The sequence below is a fragment of the Marinimicrobium sp. C6131 genome, assembly GCF_026153455.1.
GTDB lineage: Bacteria > Pseudomonadota > Gammaproteobacteria > Pseudomonadales > Cellvibrionaceae > Marinimicrobium.
In genome coordinates, this window is record NZ_CP110629.1 from 1,734,173 (window position 1) to 1,752,062 (window position 17,890).

Annotated in this window: 22 protein-coding genes; 8 read left to right on the plus strand and 14 right to left on the minus strand. The window is 59.5% G+C overall.

What is annotated here, in order from left to right; genetic code table 11:
• Window positions 1-2,232, plus strand: coding sequence for a glycosyltransferase (locus tag OOT55_RS07360; RefSeq protein WP_265368461.1), 2,232 nt, complete (start codon window positions 1-3; stop codon window positions 2,230-2,232).
• Between the two features lie 158 nt (window positions 2,233-2,390).
• Window positions 2,391-2,912, plus strand: coding sequence for a hypothetical protein (locus tag OOT55_RS07365; protein WP_265368462.1), 522 nt, complete (start codon window positions 2,391-2,393; stop codon window positions 2,910-2,912).
• Here OOT55_RS07365 and OOT55_RS07370 read toward each other — a convergent pair.
• From OOT55_RS07370 to OOT55_RS07380, 3 genes are all read right to left on the minus strand, one after another.
• Window positions 2,909-3,253: a hypothetical protein gene (locus OOT55_RS07370; RefSeq protein WP_265368463.1), complete on the minus strand. Its 345-nt coding sequence runs from the start codon at window positions 3,251-3,253 to the stop codon at window positions 2,909-2,911. The two genes, OOT55_RS07365 and OOT55_RS07370, sit on opposite strands and share 4 nt — an antisense overlap.
• Before the next feature lie 44 nt (window positions 3,254-3,297).
• Window positions 3,298-4,245, minus strand: a complete 948-nt coding sequence (locus OOT55_RS07375) for a rhodanese-related sulfurtransferase (protein ID WP_265368464.1) — start codon at window positions 4,243-4,245, stop codon at window positions 3,298-3,300.
• A gap of 107 nt (window positions 4,246-4,352) precedes the next feature.
• Entirely contained in the window at window positions 4,353-4,670 is a 318-nt protein-coding gene (locus OOT55_RS07380; protein ID WP_265368465.1) for a BolA/IbaG family iron-sulfur metabolism protein, read from the minus strand.
• A gap of 82 nt (window positions 4,671-4,752) precedes the next feature.
• Between OOT55_RS07380 and OOT55_RS07385 the strand changes: the two genes are divergently transcribed.
• Complete coding sequence (locus OOT55_RS07385; protein WP_265368466.1) at window positions 4,753-4,953, plus strand: hypothetical protein; 201 nt, start codon at window positions 4,753-4,755, stop codon at window positions 4,951-4,953.
• 45 nt (window positions 4,954-4,998) lie between these two features.
• On the opposite strand, the gene OOT55_RS07390 is transcribed toward OOT55_RS07385, so the two are convergent.
• From OOT55_RS07390 to OOT55_RS07405, 4 genes are all read right to left on the minus strand, one after another.
• A complete protein-coding gene (locus OOT55_RS07390) occupies window positions 4,999-5,544 on the minus strand; it encodes a hypothetical protein (protein ID WP_265368467.1) in 546 nt (181 codons plus the stop codon).
• A complete protein-coding gene (locus OOT55_RS07395) occupies window positions 5,541-6,272 on the minus strand; it encodes an OmpA family protein (RefSeq protein WP_265368468.1) in 732 nt (243 codons plus the stop codon). Before OOT55_RS07395 ends, OOT55_RS07390 begins: the two co-directional genes overlap by 4 nt.
• Window positions 6,220-7,539, minus strand: coding sequence for a hypothetical protein (locus OOT55_RS07400; RefSeq protein WP_265368469.1), 1,320 nt, complete (start codon window positions 7,537-7,539; stop codon window positions 6,220-6,222). Before OOT55_RS07400 ends, OOT55_RS07395 begins: the two co-directional genes overlap by 53 nt.
• Window positions 7,540-7,643: 104 nt before the next feature.
• Window positions 7,644-8,015, minus strand: a complete 372-nt coding sequence (locus OOT55_RS07405) for a diacylglycerol kinase (protein ID WP_265368470.1) — start codon at window positions 8,013-8,015, stop codon at window positions 7,644-7,646.
• 162 nt (window positions 8,016-8,177) lie between these two features.
• On the opposite strand from OOT55_RS07405, the gene OOT55_RS07410 reads away from it, so the two are divergent.
• On the plus strand, window positions 8,178-8,729 hold the full coding sequence (locus OOT55_RS07410) for a phosphatase PAP2 family protein (protein WP_265368471.1): 552 nt from the start codon (window positions 8,178-8,180) through the stop codon (window positions 8,727-8,729).
• Window positions 8,726-9,799: an MJ1255/VC2487 family glycosyltransferase gene (locus OOT55_RS07415; protein WP_265368472.1), complete on the plus strand. Its 1,074-nt coding sequence runs from the start codon at window positions 8,726-8,728 to the stop codon at window positions 9,797-9,799. The genes OOT55_RS07410 and OOT55_RS07415 overlap by 4 nt, the downstream gene beginning before the upstream one ends.
• A gap of 18 nt (window positions 9,800-9,817) precedes the next feature.
• Here the strand turns inward: OOT55_RS07415 and arfB are convergent, their stop codons facing one another.
• The 5 genes from arfB to rpoE form a co-directional block, all read right to left on the minus strand.
• Window positions 9,818-10,231: an alternative ribosome rescue aminoacyl-tRNA hydrolase ArfB gene (gene arfB, locus OOT55_RS07420; RefSeq protein ID WP_416140997.1), complete on the minus strand. Its 414-nt coding sequence runs from the start codon at window positions 10,229-10,231 to the stop codon at window positions 9,818-9,820.
• A 25-nt stretch (window positions 10,232-10,256) separates the two neighbouring features.
• On the minus strand, window positions 10,257-10,718 hold the full coding sequence (locus OOT55_RS07425) for a SoxR reducing system RseC family protein (protein ID WP_265368474.1): 462 nt from the start codon (window positions 10,716-10,718) through the stop codon (window positions 10,257-10,259).
• Complete coding sequence (locus tag OOT55_RS07430; RefSeq protein WP_265368803.1) at window positions 10,715-11,644, minus strand: MucB/RseB C-terminal domain-containing protein; 930 nt, start codon at window positions 11,642-11,644, stop codon at window positions 10,715-10,717. Before OOT55_RS07430 ends, OOT55_RS07425 begins: the two co-directional genes overlap by 4 nt.
• A 9-nt stretch (window positions 11,645-11,653) precedes the next feature.
• The gene (locus tag OOT55_RS07435; protein ID WP_265368475.1) at window positions 11,654-12,340 is read right to left on the minus strand and encodes a sigma-E factor negative regulatory protein; all 687 of its coding nucleotides are present in this window, start codon (window positions 12,338-12,340) and stop codon (window positions 11,654-11,656) included.
• 136 nt (window positions 12,341-12,476) lie between these two features.
• Complete coding sequence (gene rpoE, locus OOT55_RS07440) at window positions 12,477-13,067, minus strand: RNA polymerase sigma factor RpoE (protein WP_024460621.1); 591 nt, start codon at window positions 13,065-13,067, stop codon at window positions 12,477-12,479.
• Between the two features lie 387 nt (window positions 13,068-13,454).
• Here rpoE and nadB point away from each other — a divergent pair, with 387 nt between their 5' ends.
• Window positions 13,455-15,077: an L-aspartate oxidase gene (nadB, locus tag OOT55_RS07445; RefSeq protein ID WP_265368476.1), complete on the plus strand. Its 1,623-nt coding sequence runs from the start codon at window positions 13,455-13,457 to the stop codon at window positions 15,075-15,077.
• Window positions 15,078-15,107: 30 nt separating this feature from the next.
• Here nadB and OOT55_RS07450 read toward each other — a convergent pair whose 3' ends face one another.
• Both OOT55_RS07450 and OOT55_RS07455 read right to left on the minus strand, forming a co-directional pair.
• On the minus strand, window positions 15,108-15,536 hold the full coding sequence (locus OOT55_RS07450; protein WP_265368477.1) for a protein YgfX: 429 nt from the start codon (window positions 15,534-15,536) through the stop codon (window positions 15,108-15,110).
• A 7-nt stretch (window positions 15,537-15,543) separates the two neighbouring features.
• Window positions 15,544-15,792, minus strand: coding sequence for a succinate dehydrogenase assembly factor 2 (locus OOT55_RS07455; protein ID WP_265368478.1), 249 nt, complete (start codon window positions 15,790-15,792; stop codon window positions 15,544-15,546).
• Between the two features lie 249 nt (window positions 15,793-16,041).
• On the opposite strand from OOT55_RS07455, the gene OOT55_RS07460 reads away from it, so the two are divergent.
• The gene (locus tag OOT55_RS07460) at window positions 16,042-16,974 is read left to right on the plus strand and encodes a YgfZ/GcvT domain-containing protein (RefSeq protein ID WP_265368479.1); all 933 of its coding nucleotides are present in this window, start codon (window positions 16,042-16,044) and stop codon (window positions 16,972-16,974) included.
• Window positions 16,975-17,045: 71 nt separating this feature from the next.
• The gene (locus OOT55_RS07465; RefSeq protein ID WP_265368480.1) at window positions 17,046-17,882 is read left to right on the plus strand and encodes an HDOD domain-containing protein; all 837 of its coding nucleotides are present in this window, start codon (window positions 17,046-17,048) and stop codon (window positions 17,880-17,882) included.
• The last annotated feature ends 8 nt before the right edge of the window (window positions 17,883-17,890 follow it).

A 17,890-nucleotide genomic window follows, 5' to 3' on the forward strand; every position in this document is an offset into this window, starting at 1 on the left:
ATGAAACATCCACGCCTTCTCAAGTGGCTGTTCTACCTGAACCTGACCATTGTCGGTTTCCTGGTCGGGTACAAGCTATACCTCAACCTGGACCGATCCGAGTACAACAGTGTACATACCGAGCAGTTACGGACGCTGCAGTCACGGCTCGGGTCCAGGGACGAGTTCCGGTTCGCCGTCGTGGGCAACATCAACAACTCCGTCGGCATCTTCGAGAAGCGCATCATCCCCACGCTGAATCAATCGGGGGTGGACTTTATGGTATCCGCCGGCAATGCGGTCAGCGGCGGTGGCGAGGACAAGTATCGGGCGTTGCACGGTACCCTGAGCCATCTGCAGATACCGTATCTGCTGACCTTCGGAGAGCAGGAGCATGAAGACTTCGGCAGCTTCCGCTTTTACGAGCACTTCGGTCCCTATTTCTATAATTTCAAGTTGGGCCACAGTCAGTTCATTTTCCTGGACAGCACAGGTAAAACGCCGTGGCGATGGCAGATAGAGTGGCTGAAGGGGCTGCTCAATGACGCACCACCCGGCCCCGTGTTTCTCTTCCTCGGGCACCCCGTTTATCCGGTTGAGCACGACCTGCTGTTCAAGCGGAAAGACCAGTACCTGCAGGACGCGGCGTTCAGAGATGCACTGCTTGGCCTGATTCACCAGCACGATGTTTCCGCGGTGTTCTCCGCCAACCTGCCGCTGTATTCGGAACAAACGCATCAGAACACCCGCTTCATTACCACCGGTGGCGGCGGCGGGCTGGTTTTGAACGACGACATCAGCTTTTATCACTACGTCAATGTTGCGGTATCCGGTCGCGATGTCGAAATCACTCTGGAACGCCTCGAAGTCGGTCAACACCCGTTGCTCTCCACACTGGAAAGTCTCTGGTTCTTCATTTACTCCCTGTTCTATGTGGGTTACGTCAATTTCATCCTTCTGGTCAGCGCTTTCACGGTTATTGCCATCAAACTCTACCAGCGTATTGTGGTCGGCCGGGACTATTATCCCGATTTTGACTTGGATCCCACCCCCTGGCAGGACACTCCCTTGCGGGTCGCGATGTTCACCAACAATTATCTGCCTTTCATTGGTGGGGTTCCGCTATCGATTGAGCGACTCCGCCGTGGCCTTCTCGCCCTGGGGAACGCGGTTCTGGTGGTGGCGCCGCGGTATCGCCGGCAGGAGCCTGAAGAGTCCGGTGTGGTTCGAGTTCACTCTCTGCTGACGCTCGGCGTTCGCGGCGAGTTCAGGCTGCCCAATATTTTCCTGAAACGGATCCGTCGAGCGGTACGTGAGTTCGGGCCCGATCTCATTCATGTCCATCACCCCATCTGGATGGGCTCCCTGGGTCTTTGGCTGGCCCGGCGCCTGGATATTCCCTCGGTCTACACATACCACACCCGACTCGAGCACTATGCCCACTTCGTACCGCTCCCCGGTGCCCTGTTCCGCAACCTGATCTCCCACGGGCTGATCAAGCGCTTCGCCAACCGGTGCAGTGGGGTCATCGTCCCCACCAACTCCGCCGAGGATTATCTGCGCATGATCGGAGTGAAAACCCCCATTTTTGTACAACCCACCGGCATTGACTATGAGCGCTTCCAGACGGTGGAGAATGAAACACTGGAGCGGCTTCGCCGACAGTACTCGCTGGCCGGGAAACGGGTTCTGATCAGTGTGTCCCGGCTGTCCACGGAAAAAAACATTGATTTCCTGCTGGATGCCGTGGCACGTCTCAAAAACCAGACAGTGACGCCCTTTCACCTACTGATGATCGGCGACGGACATGAACGCCACCGCCTGCAACAACGAATCGAACAGGAGGCGCTTTCCGAGTACGTCACTCTGGTGGGTGCGGTTGCTCCGGAGGACATGCCCACCTACTATCGCCTGGGCGACCTGTTTGTGTTCGCCTCCAAATCGGAAACCCAGGGCATGGTGATTCTGGAAGCCATGGCCGCCTCCCTACCCGTTGTCGCGGTGCGCTCCAGCGGCATTGATGATGTGGTCCGGGAGGACGAAAACGGCTATAAAACACCCGACAATCTGGAAGTCTGGTGCCAGCGCGTTACCTTGCTGCTTGAGGACGAGGTACACCGCCAGCGTCTTTCCGAGCGGGCACAATCGTTTGCACAGCAATACTCTACCGACGCATTTGCGCACAACGTGAGAGGAATTTACAGCTGGCTGATGGCGGCCCATCATCAGCAAAAGAACCAGTCACGGTGGTAAGGCGGCTCTTTTTACAGCAAAAACTTATAAGTTTCCGTTATCTAGACTGATTTCTAATAACAAGGACAGGTTAAGGTCCCTGACGTTGACGGTGTCGCCGAAATATCATATACAGGCATTACGCAGTACAAAATTCATAACAAACCACTGGCGCGACTATGAAAAAACTATTCATTCTACTCAGTCTTATGGTGTGCCTACCCAGCCAGGCCTGCGATGAAACCTGCAAGCGCGAGGCGGCCATGGAAGAGCACGGAGTCAAATTTTCCAGCTATCTGACGGCGTCCTACTGCCAGGACACCAGCGTGGCCTTTTTGCTGCGCGCGCGTGAGAGCCTGCAGAGCTACCGGGATGAAAAGCTGACCACCGGGCACAAGGGAGGGATGCGCAATATCAGCAACTTCCTGAAGCAGCGCAAGCAATGGCTTGAGGAGTGTGATCAGTATCTGGCTCTGACCGGTCAGGGCCGGGTGTTCCGCGATGAAGCCACGACCCAGAATATCCTGACGGCCATCGACTCCACCACGGCGGAACTCGATCGGTTGGTCTCCAGCGGAGGCGGTGTTCACGCCCCTGCCAGTCAGGCAGAGATGGCGGGTGTGCGCATGGACCAGTTATTCATGGTGGTCGACAACCACCGGACCGACCTGCAACTGCGGGGTCAGTTGGTCATCCGCTAATCCCTTTTCTTGAGCGACAGCTTGGGCCGCGCGGGGCGGTCCTTGCGCTGCTCAGCAAACTGTCTGGCACTCTCTTCCGCCCGCCGGGCCCGGCTGTTAACCACGGTGGACCGTTTCGGGGATCCCGCGTCCGAACCGTTGGCGGCTGCGGCCAACGCTTCCATACCCGACCGCAGCAGGCGAGCCTGATCCGCAAAGCTCAACCCTTGTGGGTAATTGGCCGGCGCGACGCCGGAGGGGTTGCGGAGATCGCCCTCCACTTCCAGACTGAAACCACTCGGGTGCTCGGCCCTGCCTCGGGCCAGATCCAGGGTCCACGCTTGGTAATCCAGGGATTCCATGAGTCAATCTCCGTTGGGGGAAGTGGCGTCGGCGCCCTTCCAGATCACGATTTGGTTTCGGCTCGACGCTGGCGCGCCGGCGGTGCGGCGCCGATATGGGCTTCATTGCGCTGACGCGCCAACTCGATCTGCTTTTGTCGCTCAGCGAATCGGGCCTTCTGGTCATCCGTCAGGCGATGGTAACAGCGCGGGCAGCTGACGCCTTTCATGTACTCTGGCGCCTGCTTATCGTCTTCCGTGATCGGGTGGCGGCAGCCGTGACACTGGTCGTAGGTTCCCGGCTCAAGGCGGTGATTGACCGCCACACGGTTATCAAACACAAAACACTCACCCCGCCAGAGGCTCTCTTCCTCGGGCACTTCCTCCAGGTATTTGAGAATACCGCCCTGCAGATGGTAGACCTCATCAAAGCCCTGTGACTTCATGTACGCCGTGGCTTTCTCACAGCGGATACCACCCGTGCAGAACATGGCCACTTTCTTGTAACGCGATGGGTCAAGATTGTCCTGCACGTATTGGGGGAATTCGCGGAACGTCTCGGTTTCCGGGTCAACCGCCCGCTCGAAGCTCCCGATCGCATACTCGTAGTGGTTGCGGGTATCGATAACGAGTACGTCGGGGTCAGAGATCAGCGCATTCCAGTCGCTCGGGGCCACATAGGTACCCACGCTCTGGCGAGGATCTATGCCCTCCACGCCCATGGTCACAATTTCCTTTTTCAGCTTGATCTTCATTCGATAGAACGGCTGCTCATCGCTTGGGGACTCCTTGTGTTCCAGATCGACCAGTCGCGGGTCCGAACGCAGGTAGTCAAGCAATCCATCAATGCCCTCCCGGGACCCGGCAACCGTGCCATTGATCCCCTCATGGGCCAGCAGTAGCGTCCCCTTGAGACCCAGCGCCACGCAGCGCTCCCGCAGGGGATCGCTCATTTCCCGGAAGTCCGGCAGAGACGCAAATTTATACAGGGCAGCGACGACAAAAGCACTCATGGGAAGACAATAAACCTCAGGGGACTGACAGAAAGCGCGCATTATAAACGCTTAAATTTTGAACAACCAGCATCAGGCGGTGGATTGACGCGTCAATTCTCCACAAATCAGGACCGGGCGCCACCGCCCAGGCAAGGGGGTGAACCCGGTACCTGATTGACTTCACGCCACTCATCGGGACTGTAGGTGTGCAGCGCCAACGCGTGCACGGGGCCCCGCAACTGCTCGGCCAGCGCACCATAGACCGCCTGATGACGCTGTACCTGCCGCTTGCCGACGAAGGCCTCGGATACCAGAACAACTTTGAAGTGGCTCTCTGAACCGGGGGGCACATTATGCTGATGGCTTTCGTTGTGCACCTCCAGGTGGTGGGGCTGAAAAGCCTCTGTCAGTGCTGTGGTAATGGACGCTTCTACCGGTTTCATACTTCGCTCCGAAAAATTATCGGTATTTTACCGATTGCCGACTACACTGTGTTAACCCAACCTTAAAAAACGATTGACCGACATGCATCGCCCAGATCACATTTTCATCAACCGCCGCCGCGGCCCGGACCGACGGCAGGAGCCGGACCCCTGTGCTGAGATGCCGATGGACCTCTATCATCGCAAACGCCGTAAATCAACGGACCGGCGCACGCCGGGCCGGTCTCTGGAACAGGATTACTATGCCTTTTTCAGCGAGGGTGGCCTCTATTCCCACCACTGATCACTGATCCCGCCCCAATGAACAAGCGCTACCGACCCCGGGAGGTCAGGCTGACGCGACGACATCCAGGGCCCGTAACACCTTTGAAGTGACCGGATAAACCGGATACTCACGAAAAAATTCCGCCAGATCGAACGCCTCCAGCACCCGTTCACTGTAGTCCCGATGTCGGGCTCGTGCGGCGTCGAATCCCCGGAACTGGAGTTGCTGCAAGCAATCCGGGCAGACTCGCCACGGCCAGGGGTCCGGCTCGGGTAACCGGGTGGCGACCTCCAGTTGCAGGCCCGGTTGCTGACGACGCAATTGTTGCAGAGTCCGGCAGTACGCCAGGTGATACCCCGGTGCCGCCCAACTCTGCCCCGGCGCCCGGCCCCAGAGCAGAACGCGGCTGTTTTTATACGCCAGCGTGTAGTCATGCAGACAACGCAGCGCGGACCAGCCAAGCGTCAACCCCATCTGGAGCTGCTCCCGCTCCCCGGCCGTCAGATGCAGGCGCGGATCAAAAAATTCAAATGCCCCGAGTTGGTCCGCCCCCAATGACGTCCGTAACCGGTTGAACGGTTCAAATTCCAGAAAGTCCGGCAGCTTCACGAGCGATCCTCTGAAAGCAGTCCCTCGATGCGGGATTCGGCATCCGTGCGCAACCGGAATTCCACCCGACGGGAGCGAACTTCATCCTCCCGGCCATTTCGGGTCACCACTTTGGAAGATGACAGACCGTTGGCGGTCAAATGTGCCTTGATCCAGGCCCGCTCACCCTCAACGTCCGGCAAGCTGAGCAGGTAGGCCAGCGTGGTGCGGGTTCGGGCCTGGGACAGTGCCATGTTGCGGATATAAGCCTCCCGCTCGGGCAGATCGCCCCAGTCGCTGGAGGTGTGCCCCTCTATTCGCACCTCGAGAATATCGTTCCGGTATTTGGGGGACGTTATGATCGCCAGGTAACGGGGGAAGAAATCCGACAATATCGCCTCGAAGGCGGGACGCAGGGTGTCTTCCCCCTGGGGAAAGAGCACTTCGGTATCGTAAAAACGCAGGCTCAGGTCCCGGTTGAGCTCGGCCCCCCAGCGCGGCAGATCGTCCCCGAACTCTTGTTGAAGATCATCGTACAGCTGGGTTTTCAGGCGATCGTAGAGCACCGCCACATCACGGATTTTGCGGCTCTCAATCTCGAGCTGAACCATGTAGACCACCGCAATCAACAGGAACACCATCATCAGTCCCCCCATCAGATCACTGACGGAGACCCAGTGCTCCTCATGCTCTACATCATGGTTGGGCCGGGGTGCGAGCGGGTTTTGACGGTCTGGTGGTTGAGTCATGAGTGGTATCGGGGCCATTGGAATCAGTAACCGCGCTGCTGGCCTGGACGAGCGCACGCAGCTTGTCGGTCAGCGGCGAATAGTCGTTGACAAATTTCTCGGACAGTGAGGTCAATTGATAGCCGAAGGTGGTGAGCGCTTTGGTCAGCTCCCGCTCCAGCGCCTTGTCCAACTCCTCCAACTGACTGCCTGTGCGGTCGACAAGGGCTTCCACCTGCTGGTGCAGACCGGTCTGGGATCGGGTCAGGCTGTCAGCCAGATTGCGATGCACTTCCGCCGAGGTATCCCGCAGCGCCCGGGAGGCTTCATCCAATACCTGGCTCAGTTGCTGCTGGTTGCGGGTGACGCTGTCCGCCAGCTGATCGGTCAGCGCATCGACCCGCCCCTCCAGGGAGGGCAAACCGGCCGCCGCCTTCTCGGCCACCGTCGACAACTGGGACAGATATTGGTCCAGTCCCCGGGCCTGCGCCTGCAGTGCCTCCATAAGACCTCCGAGGGACTCGGACACCTGATTGAACACTTCGGAGTGGGTGACCACTTTCTCATACGCCCGGCTGGCCTTGTCGAGCAACTCGCCGTTGGACTTCTGGGTGACCAGAAGCTCCTGCAGCTCGGTTTTGTAGTTCTGCTGCCAGAGCAGCATATTGCCGACCGCTTCATTGAGCTTCTTGAAGTTTTCGCCGTACTGGACGTCAATCTGGGCGTTGAAGTCTTTCAGCACGGTTTCCAGTGCGCGAATCAGTGCCTGAGTGTTGGCCTCGGTCATATCGGCCTGATACTGCTCCAGCGACCGCTTCAGCCCCTGGATTTCCTCCTGCTGTTGCTGCCGCAGCCCCTGCACCGCGGCATTGAGGCCACCGGCATCAGGATCGGACAGGGACTGGTGGATGTCGGACAGCAGATTGGCCAGATCATCGACGGTGGCCGCCTCGTAACTGGATTGACGCCGGTGCTGGCGCAGCGTCGTGGCCAAATGCCGAAACTTGACCAGCAAGGCGCCCAACAGGCCGGCAATGGAGGTCCAGAACGCCGTCTGCAGTCCCTCGATCAGCCCCGGGACACTGGATTGGATATCACCGGTGTCAAACTCCAGCAGCCCCAGAGCCACGCCGATAAAGGTACCGAAAATACCCGTACTGGTGAGAATGGTCGGGGCGTGTACCGCACTTTGGGAGGAGTAGCCAGGCCCGATGAAATAGACCGTCATCAGCACGATCAATGCCATCAAAACCAGTGACAGGGTGGAGAATTCGAGCAAGAAATCCATAGAGGCCTGAGTCTGTGTGCCGTCTCGGCGTTAACGTCGGCCCCGAGTGTAGCGTATTCGCCCCCCGCTCGACCACTGTCAGTCCCCTCGGTGCACAGACAACCTCAGAGAAACCGCTCCGCCGCCACACTCAACCAGATGATGGCCAATAAGATGAGGCTGACCAGCACCAGCGCCGAGCCCATATCTTTGGCCCGCCCCGACAGCACATGCATTTCATCGCCAGTGCGGTCAATCGCGGCCTCAATGGCGGAATTCGCCAGTTCCGCCATGATGACCCAGAACACACTGGCCACCAGCAGCAACCGCTCCATCAGGGTCGTACCCAGCCATAACGACGCCGGCAGCAATACAATGGCCAACAGGACCTCCTGGCGGAACGCCGCCTCAAAGCGCCAGGCCGCGGCGAAGCCGCGCATGGAATACCCGAAGGCATCGATAATCCGGCTCAGACCGGTTTTTCCGGGTTTCGGCATAACGATGTACGACTCCTGAATGAACGCCAAAGCCGGCTACGTTAACGGATTGTTCCGGGGATGGAAATCCCGGCCAGTGGCTGTCATAGAAGATTCACAATGGAATGCTATCAATACGCTGTCGACGGCTGAAGTCCTCAGACCCAACCAAGGCGGTGACCCATGAACAGTCTATTTGAACGCGTCCATCGGCTGGATACCCTCGCTTTCCTGTGGCTCCATGTCACTAAGCGCTTTCCCTACCGCAAATCAGTCCGATGGATATCGAGGACCGGAGACGGGCACCTGTATATTCTGGGCTCCCTGGCGCTGGCATTACTCGAACCTGAGCACGGACAAGCCTTTCTGCTGGCGGGCATGCTGGCCTATGCTCTGGATATCAGTCTCTACCTGTTGCTCAAAAATGTCATCAAACGAGACCGCCCCGCCATGAAAATTGATTTCTACGAAGCCTGGATTACCCCATCGGACCAGTTCAGCTTCCCCTCGGGGCATACCGCCGCCGCGTTTCTGTTTGCCGCTCTGGTCACCAGCTTTTACCCGGCGTTTGCGCTGCCCTGCTATCTGTGGGCCAGCATGATTGGCGCCAGTCGGGTGCTGTTGGGAGTACACTATCCCAGTGATATCGCCGCCGGAGCGTTATTGGGGTCCGGGGCCGCCATGGTGGGACTGTTCGCCTCATCAATCATTTGGCCAGCAGCGGGCGTTTTATGAAGATATTGTACGGTGTTCAGGGCACGGGCAATGGACACACCACCCGTGCCCGGATTATGGCAAGGGCGCTTGGAGAGGAGGGTGTCGAAGTAGACTGGGTGTTTTCGGGACGGGCGCCGGAAGACTACTTTGATATGGACGTCTTTGGCCAATACCGATGCTTTCGAGGCCTGACTTTTGTCACCGAGCACGGGCGGGTGAATTACCCCCGGACCGTCCTGAGCAGCCATCTGCGGGCACTCTACCGTGACATTCGCACCCTGGATGTCAGTGGCTATGACCTGTTAATCAATGATTTCGAGCCTGTCACCGCGTGGGCGGCCCGCCGAGGCGGACTGCCCAGCATCGGCATTTCTCACCAGTGCGCGTTCATGCACCAGATCCCCAAGCGGGGCGAGAACCTGTTTGTGCGTGCATTCATGCGGCATTTCGCGCCGGTGGATCACGCCATCGGCCTGCACTGGCACCACTTCAACCAGCCCATCCTGCCGCCGTTGATTGAGCCCTCGCAGTACCCGAACGAGTGTCATGCGAATGAGTACCTGGTGTATTTGCCCTTCGCCCAACCCGAGGATATCGTACCCCAGCTGCGCGCATTTCCGGACACACGTTTCTACGTCTACCAACCGGTACCCAAGCCCATCGATGAAGGCCACATACAGATTCGCCCCTTTTCCAGAGAGGGCTTTCAGGCGGATCTGCACCGGGTCGAAGGGGTCATTTGCAGCGCGGGTTTTGAGCTGCCCAGCGAAGCCATTCAACTGGGTAAAAAGCTGCTGGTGCAACCGGTGGTCGGCCAGATGGAGCAACAGTCAAACGCCTTTGCACTGAGCCAGCTGGGTTATGGCTCTGTCGCTCAGGTATTGACCGAGAAGGCTATCGGAGACTGGTTGGCCATGCCGCGCGCTCGCCCCGTCGATTACCCCAATGTTGCCCAGGCCCTGGCACGCTGGCTGGTCAATGACCGCAAACCGGCATTCGGTCAGTTGCGGGATGAGCTGTGGCGCCAAGTGCCGGAGCCGGAGTCCAAAATCACCCTGGAGCGAGCCTCGGCGACGGTTCAAACCTGAGTCAGTATCCGTGCAGGTTCAGAGGTCCACTTTGCCCCGATTGCGCTTGATGGCGCCCCGCTGGGTCTTCCGGTCCATACGCTTCTGCCGTGCGGCTCTGGACGGACGAGTGGGACGCCGGGGCTTGGGTCGGTGGCTGGCCTTGGCAATCAGCTCGGCCAGACGTTCCAGGGCATCCGTCCGGTTTTTCTCCCAGGTCCTGAAACGCTGGGCCTTGAGCACCAGGACACCATCACTGGTAATCCGCTGATCCCGCATCTGGAGCAGGCGCTCCTTGACCGCTTCCGGTAGCGACGACGCCTGGACATCAAAACGCAGGTGTACCGCGCTGTTTACCTTGTTCACATTCTGACCTCCCGCACCCTGAGCGCGGATGGCCGTCAGTTCAACTTCGTGTTCCGGAATCGTCAGAGCGGGGACGGCAGGCAAAATTCAGCCTCTCAAGCAGGGGAAGGGGTCACGAAGGAATCAGGGTGACCGGTTGGCGATCATCGAGCAGAACCGGCTGCAGGCGGCGATCATACCGGGTCTGATAGGCACGCCAGCGGACCAGCGCCCCGCCGGCCAACAGGCCGACCAGCGCGCCGAGGGCGCTCAGGCCATCGGAGGCCCAGATTTGTTGCGCCACACCGGCACCCGCCAGCATCCCCAGCAAGGGCGTGAGGTATACAAAAAGGGAGCCATTGACCACAACGCTCTCGGGCACGCCGATCTGAACTTCCTGATCCAGACGGAAATCTGCCGGGTCCCGCCCCTCCAGCAGCACCCAAAGGTAACTGGTATGCCCCATGAGTCGGGCCATCAGACTCTGGCCACAGCCCTTCTCGGCCGCACAGCTGCCACAGGTGGACCGCTGAATGGTTTCCACCCAAAGGCCGTCGGCCTCAATGGCGACAATGCGCCCGGTTTCGGAAATCATGGTTGTACCTCGCTGGCCCCATGCAACGCGGTAATGCCTCGAGCCAGTTGCTCGGCAACATCACCGGGAATTTCTCCCACAACGGTCACCCGATACGGTTGACTGTTCGCCGTGAGCTGCCCCATATAAGCGGAAGTGGCCCCCCGGTGGGCCCGACCTTCCACTTCGGGGGAGTTGGCCACCGGCTGTAAAAAAACCGAAAAGCTGGCCAACCCGTCGGTATACATTAGCATATCGATACCGTTTGGTAGACGTTTCTCCCCGGAATAGGCAAACCCGGGGGGGAGCCAGCCAAGACTCCAGCGTGTCGGCTGATCAGCCTCGGGGTCCATGCAGTCGGACCGGCTTTCCGGCCAGGACCCGACATCCTCCTTTAAACGTTCGGCATCCGGATTGATTTCCAGATCCACGAACTGAAAGCGCTCCAGCAGCCGTTGCTGCTCATCGACCAGCAACGCCTTGAGCAACAATCCGGTAGCACGATCCACGCCCAGCAAATAGCCATAGCGGAGTTGGTCTCTGGGCCGAACCTCCAGGATATGGGCCTCCCGGCCCGCGACCCGATCTGACCCTCGAACGGTCAATTGGTAGTAGCGATCAAGGCGGGCCACCGCCTCGGGAGAGACATCAGAATTGAGCAGGCGGTAACCGGTCGTCTGGCACCCTGCCGGCCCGCCAAGTTGCTGAGCGGCGCCGGCGGGACCATTGAGATATTCGAGCCGCTCATACACCTGGTCGCCCTCCGACCAGCGGTATACCCGAAAGCTTTCCATGGCGTTGCGGTGCTCATAGGTAAACGAGCCCCGGTAGTTGAGGTCCTGGCCGGCACGGGCCATGTTCTGCAGCAGGTTGAGCGGGTCCGGGCTGTCTGCCTGGGCCATCCAGCCCGCTGAGAGCAATACCAGGCACGCCAGCAGTCGGCCCATCACGGCGATTTACTCCTCGTCTTGATTGGTCACTCGCGCGAAGGGTAGAACCCCCTGGTTGCTATTGCGCGCCGCGTGATCACTGTGAGCCTGCATCAACTGATTCAGATAGGCGCGGATTTCCTCGGCGGGAATCTGGCCGGATTCGGCATGCACCGGCACGAAAATCACTTCACGGGACGGGCGCTGAACCGGATCATAGCCGCTCTCCGCACTGGCCGTACGAGCCATGGGCAGGGACGGAGCCTGATAGCCCGCCGGTAGGGAGACCGGTTCGGAGCGACCGATATCGCTTTCGGCGCTGCTGCGCTCGGCAGACGTGGTGCCGGCCAACGTATTGTCAGCTTCCATACCCGGATACTGCTGGACCCCGATCAATACCGCACCGGCTACCGACGCGGCCACCGCCACTTGGCCGACCCGCTGCCACCAGTGGCGGTGGCCGGATGCCGGCACAGCCTCGTCGGCCAGAGCCTGACTGATTCGGTCCGCAAAGCCCGACGGGGCGATCACATCCAGTTCACGTCGCATTACCGAGCCGGCCAACTGGTAACGGGACCAGCGCGCTTTCAACTCCGAATCCTCTGAGTTTTCAGCGCCAACCTTCAGTAACCGACGTACTTCCAGCGCCGACGCTTCACCGTCGACCAGTGCCGACAGTGACTCATTCAGGGAGTGATTGCTCTGTTCAGTCATCGCGCATGTACCTTCATTAAGCGACATCAAATAGTGGCTGAAGCACCGCTGTGCCTCAAACCCCCGGGCCTTCATGGGGTGAGACTGGGCTCCCCGCCAAAGGTTCAGCCAAAAACCAAAAAATCTTAACAAACATTTACGACTCTGCCACCAGCGGTTCGATGCACCGGTCGATGGCTTCGCGAGCCCGGAATATCCTCGATCGCACGGTGCCTACCGGACAATCCATGATGTGGGCGATATCCTCATAGCTCAGCCCTTCCATCTCCCGGAGTGTCACCGCCGTGCGCAGATCTTCCGGCAAGTCCCGTATGGCCTTGTCAACCACGGCCTGGAGCTCATCGCGCATCAGGCTGCGCTCCGGGCTCTCGATATCCTTGAGGGCCTCGCTTCCGGTGTAAAACTCGGCATCGTCCACTTCCACGTCACTGGCGGGCGGCCGCCGGTTGCGCGCCACCAGGTGGTTTTTCGCGGTATTGATGGCGATCCGGTAAAGCCAGGTATAGAAGGCGCTGTCGCCCCGAAATTTGGCCAACGCCCGGTAGGCCTTGATAAACGCCTCCTGAGCAACGTCCTGCACTTCGGCCTGATCGCGGATATAACGTCCGATGATGGCGTAAATTTTGTGCTGGTACTTGATGACCAACAGGTCAAAGGCGCGCTTATCGCCCTTCTGTACTCGCTCAACCAGTTGTTGATCGGTGTCCTGCGCGGCGTGCGCTGTCATCCCCTAACCCCCAAGCGACCCGGGCCCCACGACGGGACCCCGGCCTCATTCATCTGTTGTTGTTTGCCACTGTTGCGATTTGCCACTTTCAGCCTGTTGGAGCGAACACTACTCATCGGCATGGTGAGCGACCGACCCTTCATCATCGGTGCCCCACAGACCCAAGGTCTGATAAAAAGTTCATAAGTGCTGCTACCCATTATTACCCAACGATCTCTAAGACACTGGCCACGAGCCTTGCTATTATACGGGTTTATACCATCTACCTCTAACGTTACGGTCGGCCCGACCGGGTTCCGTGCCGCAGAGCGATGATCCCGGAGAGAGCCCGGCGACGTAAAAGCCCCCCAACGGGCCTCTCCCGATAGCAGGACAGGTATACATTGAATGAGTAACCACTTTAACAGCGATATTCTCGTCATCGGGTCCGGCGCCGCCGGCCTGACTCTGGCGTTGCAACTGGCCCAACATGGACGGGTTCACGTATTGAGCAAAAATGCCGTCAACGAGGGCTCGACCTGGTTTGCCCAGGGCGGTATCGCTGCTGTTCTGGATGATGAGGACTCCATCGAAGCGCATGTGGGCGACACCCTCAATGCCGGCGCGGGCCTGTGTCACGAGGATGCGGTCCGGTTTACCGTCGAGCGCAGCAAGGGCGCCATTCGCTGGCTGATTGATCAGGGCGTCAATTTTACCCGTGAAGGTGGCAGTGGTGGCTACCACCTGACCCAGGAAGGCGGGCACAGCCACCGACGAATCATCCACAGCGCCGACGCCACCGGCGAAGCCGTCCACAGCACCCTGATCGACCGGGTGCGCGCCCAACCCAATATCGAATTGTTCGAGGATCATGTCGCCCTGAACCTGATCACCCAGGCTGACAAAGGGTCACCCAAACTGCGCTGCACCGGCGCTTACGCGCTCAACCGGCGCGATGACCACGTGCACGTTTTCCAGTCCCGCGTCGTGGTTCTGGCCACCGGTGGCGCCAGTAAGGTCTATCTGTATACCAGCAACCCCGACAGTGCCAGTGGCGACGGCATTGCCATGGCCTGGCGGGCGGGCTGCCGGGTCGCCAATATGGAGTTCAATCAGTTTCATCCCACCTGCCTTTATCACCCTCGGGCCAAAACCTTTCTGATTACCGAAGCTCTGCGCGGCGAGGGTGCCTACCTGCGCCTGCCCAATGGCGAGCGGTTCATGACCCGGTTTGACGAGCGTGCCGAACTGGCGCCGCGAGACATCGTGGCGCGGGCCATTGACCACGAAATGAAACGCCTGGGCTGCGATTGCCTCTACCTGGATATCAGCCATAAACCGGCCGAGTTCATCAGCGACCATTTCCCGACGGTAAAAGCCCGCTGTCTGGAGTACGGCATCGATATCACCAAAGAGCCGATCCCCGTGGTTCCCGCCGCCCACTACACCTGTGGGGGAATCATGGTGGACCACCACGGGCAGACTGACCTGCTGAACCTCTATGCGATCGGAGAGACCTCCTTTACCGGCCTGCACGGTGCCAACCGCATGGCCAGCAACTCGCTGCTGGAGTGCATCGTGTACGCGCAGTCCGCGGCAGAACACATCGGTGAGCGCCTGCCGGACATTGATGTTCCGGAAATGTCACCCGACTGGGATGAATCCCGGGTCACCAACTCCGATGAGGATGTGATCATCTCCCACAACTGGGATGAGTTGCGCCGCTTCATGTGGGACTATGTGGGCATCGTGCGCACCCAGAAGCGTTTGCAGCGGGCGACCCACCGCATCAAGCTGTTGCAGCGGGAAATTGCCGAGTACTACAGCAATTACAAGGTCAGCAGCGACCTCATTGAACTGCGTAATCTCGCCATGGTCGCCGAGTTGATCATCCGCTCGGCCAGCGCGCGCCGGGAAAGCCGCGGTCTGCATTTCTCCCTCGACTATCCGGAGCGCTCGCCCATTGCACGCGATACCATTCTGGTTCCGATGAATTACGCCGGCCAGAATGTGATTGTAAACAAGGAGTAGGACTGCCAGGCGGGTGTGGGCGCGCCTCGACTAGTGTCGCTGATGCCAGCGCCCCATCCGTAACCAGACCCTCAGGCGCCGGCGATCGTCGGCACTGGCGCTGTCGGGCAAAATGACCAACGTGTGTACCGCCCGCCCGTCAACTTCCCGAAAGCGCACCAACTGAAGCCAGGGCCAGATCAACCACTCCCCGAACGGCGCTACGGTGACCACCCCGGATTGCCAGCCAAGGGTCCACTCACCCGCTTCGTAGCTCAGTACCGTCGGCCCGGACCGCCTCCCCGAGCGACACCATTCCCAGGCCAGCAGCGCATTGAACAGACACAGAACAATAATCCAACCGGCCGGTACGCCGGAGTGGCCGACAAATGCGAGCCAGGGCAGCACCGCCAGGGTCAACAGCAGACACCGATGCAGGCGCTGCAACCAGAGCGATGGCTGCAGATGAATGGGCGCCAACCGAGGGTTAGCGGGCGTTGATTCCCGTATTGGCCCGGACAATGTCGACAATCCTTTTCAGTTCAGAGTCCTCGGGATCCTGGCGATGCAGAAACCAGGCGAACATCTCCTGATCCTCCGACTCCAGCAGCTTCCAGTAACGTTCTTTGTCCGCCTGCTCAAGGCCGGGGTACACGTTCTCCAGAAAGGGCAGCAGAATCAGATCCAGCTCCAGCATACCGCGGCGACTGCCCCAGAATAGACGGTTGCGTTCCACAGACATCTCCCGTTAGCAACAAGGGTGGCAGTATATCATCGCCCCGGGCCACGATGAACGGCGCAAGACCAGAGAATGGGTCGCACAGCGGCCTTGAGCCTGCCCGTCCGACGCTGAATGGCGCTCTGGCGTTTACCGGGCTTGGAGCCACCGACGTATCGTTCTATCATGCGCCCTCGGTGAAAGCTCTGGTGCCGCTGCGGCACGAGCCCATCACGTTCGAACCGCAACCACGGGAGCGCCCTACCCATGCCGACGGCATCTGCAAACTCTACCCATTGGCTGGCTCTGACCGACTGGACCCTGATGGCGGTCAGCGGGCCTCAGGCGAAAACCTTTCTGCAGGGCCAGGTAACCTGTGACATTCGTGAGCTGACCCCCGGGGAGAGTCGGCTTGGCGCTCACTGCGACCCAAAGGGCCGAATGCAGTTGAGTTTCCGCGCCCTTGCCACCTCGGACGAACGCATTCTGCTTCGCATTCCCCGCACCATGGTTGAAGCGACCACCGCGTCGCTCGGCAAATACATTGTTTTCTCCAAAGCCGAGTTGTCCGACGAGGGAAGCCACTACCGGCTGCGGGGTCTATGGGGCCCTCAGGCTCGCGAGCTGTTGACCCAACAACTCACCGAACCCGCCATGGAAGCCGGCCAGTGGGTCGAGCATGACGGTAATGTCATTCTGACCCTGGGGCCGGAACGGTATGAGTGCTGGCTCGATCCCGAGCAAACCGGTCGACTGGACCACGCCCTGGGCACACCCGAGACGGGTGACCCGCTATGGCGCCTGCTGGACATTCGGGCCGGACTCGGCGAGGTGATGCCCGAGACCCAGGGGCTGTTTACCCCCCAGTTACTCAACTTCACTCGCATTGGCGCCGTCAGTTTTCGCAAAGGCTGTTTTACAGGCCAGGAAATCGTCGCCCGCCTGCACTATAAAGGGAAGCTCAAACAGCACATGCGAAGGCTGGCTCTGACATCGGGCGAACCGCACTCACTGCGGCCCGGAACACCGCTGTACAACGAGGCGGACAAAAAAGTGGGGGAACTGGTCACCGCAGCCCCGGATGAGCGTTCCGGTTGGGAGTGCCTGGCCGTCGTTGACGACCGCGCTCTGGAGGAAGTTCTGCGAATCGACCACACTTTCCCGGCCGAACCGCTATCATTACCCTATACTGTCGAATAAACTGCAATGGTTGACCGTCCGAAAAAGCTGGCGGCCCATGAAAACCCTGAAGACGAAGAACAGGAAACCCCATGAGTCATGTTGTCGAGCGCGTCCGAGACGAAATCATCAGTGCCATCAAAAACGATCAGTTGGTTCTCCCCACTCTACCGGAAGTCGCACTGCAGGTCCGGGAAGTGGCTGACGATCCGGATGCCAATCTGGATCAACTGGCCAAGGTCATTGGCAACGACGCCGCGCTGAGCGCCCGCATCATCCGGGTGGCAAACAGCCCCCTGCTCAGAGCCAACCGCCACATCGAAGATCTGAAAACCGCCCTGAGCCGGCTGGGAATGGAATATACCTGCAACCTCGCCACCGGTCTCGCCATGGAGCAGATGTTCCAGGCCACCTCGGATCTGGTGGACAGCCGGCTGCGGGATGTGTGGATGCGCTCAAGCGAAGTGGCCGGCATCTGCCATGTACTGTGCCGACACTACACCAGGCTGCAGCCGGACAAGGCGACCCTGGCTGGCCTGATCCATAAAATCGGCGTTCTGCCCATTCTGACCTATGCCGAAGAACACCCGTCGCTGTTGACCGACAGCCTGACCCTGGACCGGGTGATCGACGAGCTGCAGGGTCCACTGGGTGACATGATCCTCAAGGCCTGGGAATTCCCTGAGGAGCTGGTCAATGTGCCCAGCCGACACCTGAAATTCGACCGTAAGGCCCAGACCGCCGACTATGCCGACCTGGTCACGGTCGCCCTGCTCCAGAGCCACATGGGCGACGGCTCCGCTCTGGGGGAGATGGATTACCAGAGCGTCACCGCATTTGAGCGGCTGGGTATGGACCCGGACATGCAATCGGCGGAAGCGGAAGATCTCAGCGACGAAATGGCCGCCGCCATGATGGCCCTGCAATAAGGCGTGGA

Bases quoted from the DNA above. Each gene is read 5' to 3' on its own strand.
- OOT55_RS07425 (WP_265368474.1), bottom strand. From the start codon at position 10,718: ATGATTTCCGAAACCGGGCGCATTGTCGCCATTGAGGCCGACGGCCTT.
- OOT55_RS07435 (WP_265368475.1), bottom strand. From the start codon at position 12,340: ATGACTGAACAGAGCAATCACTCCCTGAATGAGTCACTGTCGGCACTG.
- OOT55_RS07410 (WP_265368471.1), top strand. From the start codon at position 8,178: ATGAACAGTCTATTTGAACGCGTCCATCGGCTGGATACCCTCGCTTTC.
- OOT55_RS07395 (WP_265368468.1), bottom strand. From the start codon at position 6,272: ATGACTCAACCACCAGACCGTCAAAACCCGCTCGCACCCCGGCCCAAC.
- OOT55_RS07365 (WP_265368462.1), top strand. From the start codon at position 2,391: ATGAAAAAACTATTCATTCTACTCAGTCTTATGGTGTGCCTACCCAGC.
- OOT55_RS07465 (WP_265368480.1), top strand. From the start codon at position 17,046: ATGAGTCATGTTGTCGAGCGCGTCCGAGACGAAATCATCAGTGCCATC.
- OOT55_RS07360 (WP_265368461.1), top strand. From the start codon at position 1: ATGAAACATCCACGCCTTCTCAAGTGGCTGTTCTACCTGAACCTGACC.
- OOT55_RS07415 (WP_265368472.1), top strand. From the start codon at position 8,726: ATGAAGATATTGTACGGTGTTCAGGGCACGGGCAATGGACACACCACC.
- OOT55_RS07370 (WP_265368463.1), bottom strand. From the start codon at position 3,253: ATGGAATCCCTGGATTACCAAGCGTGGACCCTGGATCTGGCCCGAGGC.
- rpoE (WP_024460621.1), bottom strand. From the start codon at position 13,067: ATGACAGCGCACGCCGCGCAGGACACCGATCAACAACTGGTTGAGCGA.
- OOT55_RS07400 (WP_265368469.1), bottom strand. From the start codon at position 7,539: ATGGATTTCTTGCTCGAATTCTCCACCCTGTCACTGGTTTTGATGGCA.
- OOT55_RS07430 (WP_265368803.1), bottom strand. From the start codon at position 11,644: ATGGGCCGACTGCTGGCGTGCCTGGTATTGCTCTCAGCGGGCTGGATG.
- OOT55_RS07385 (WP_265368466.1), top strand. From the start codon at position 4,753: ATGCATCGCCCAGATCACATTTTCATCAACCGCCGCCGCGGCCCGGAC.
- OOT55_RS07375 (WP_265368464.1), bottom strand. From the start codon at position 4,245: ATGAGTGCTTTTGTCGTCGCTGCCCTGTATAAATTTGCGTCTCTGCCG.
- nadB (WP_265368476.1), top strand. From the start codon at position 13,455: ATGAGTAACCACTTTAACAGCGATATTCTCGTCATCGGGTCCGGCGCC.
- OOT55_RS07460 (WP_265368479.1), top strand. From the start codon at position 16,042: ATGCCGACGGCATCTGCAAACTCTACCCATTGGCTGGCTCTGACCGAC.
- OOT55_RS07405 (WP_265368470.1), bottom strand. From the start codon at position 8,015: ATGCCGAAACCCGGAAAAACCGGTCTGAGCCGGATTATCGATGCCTTC.
- OOT55_RS07380 (WP_265368465.1), bottom strand. From the start codon at position 4,670: ATGAAACCGGTAGAAGCGTCCATTACCACAGCACTGACAGAGGCTTTT.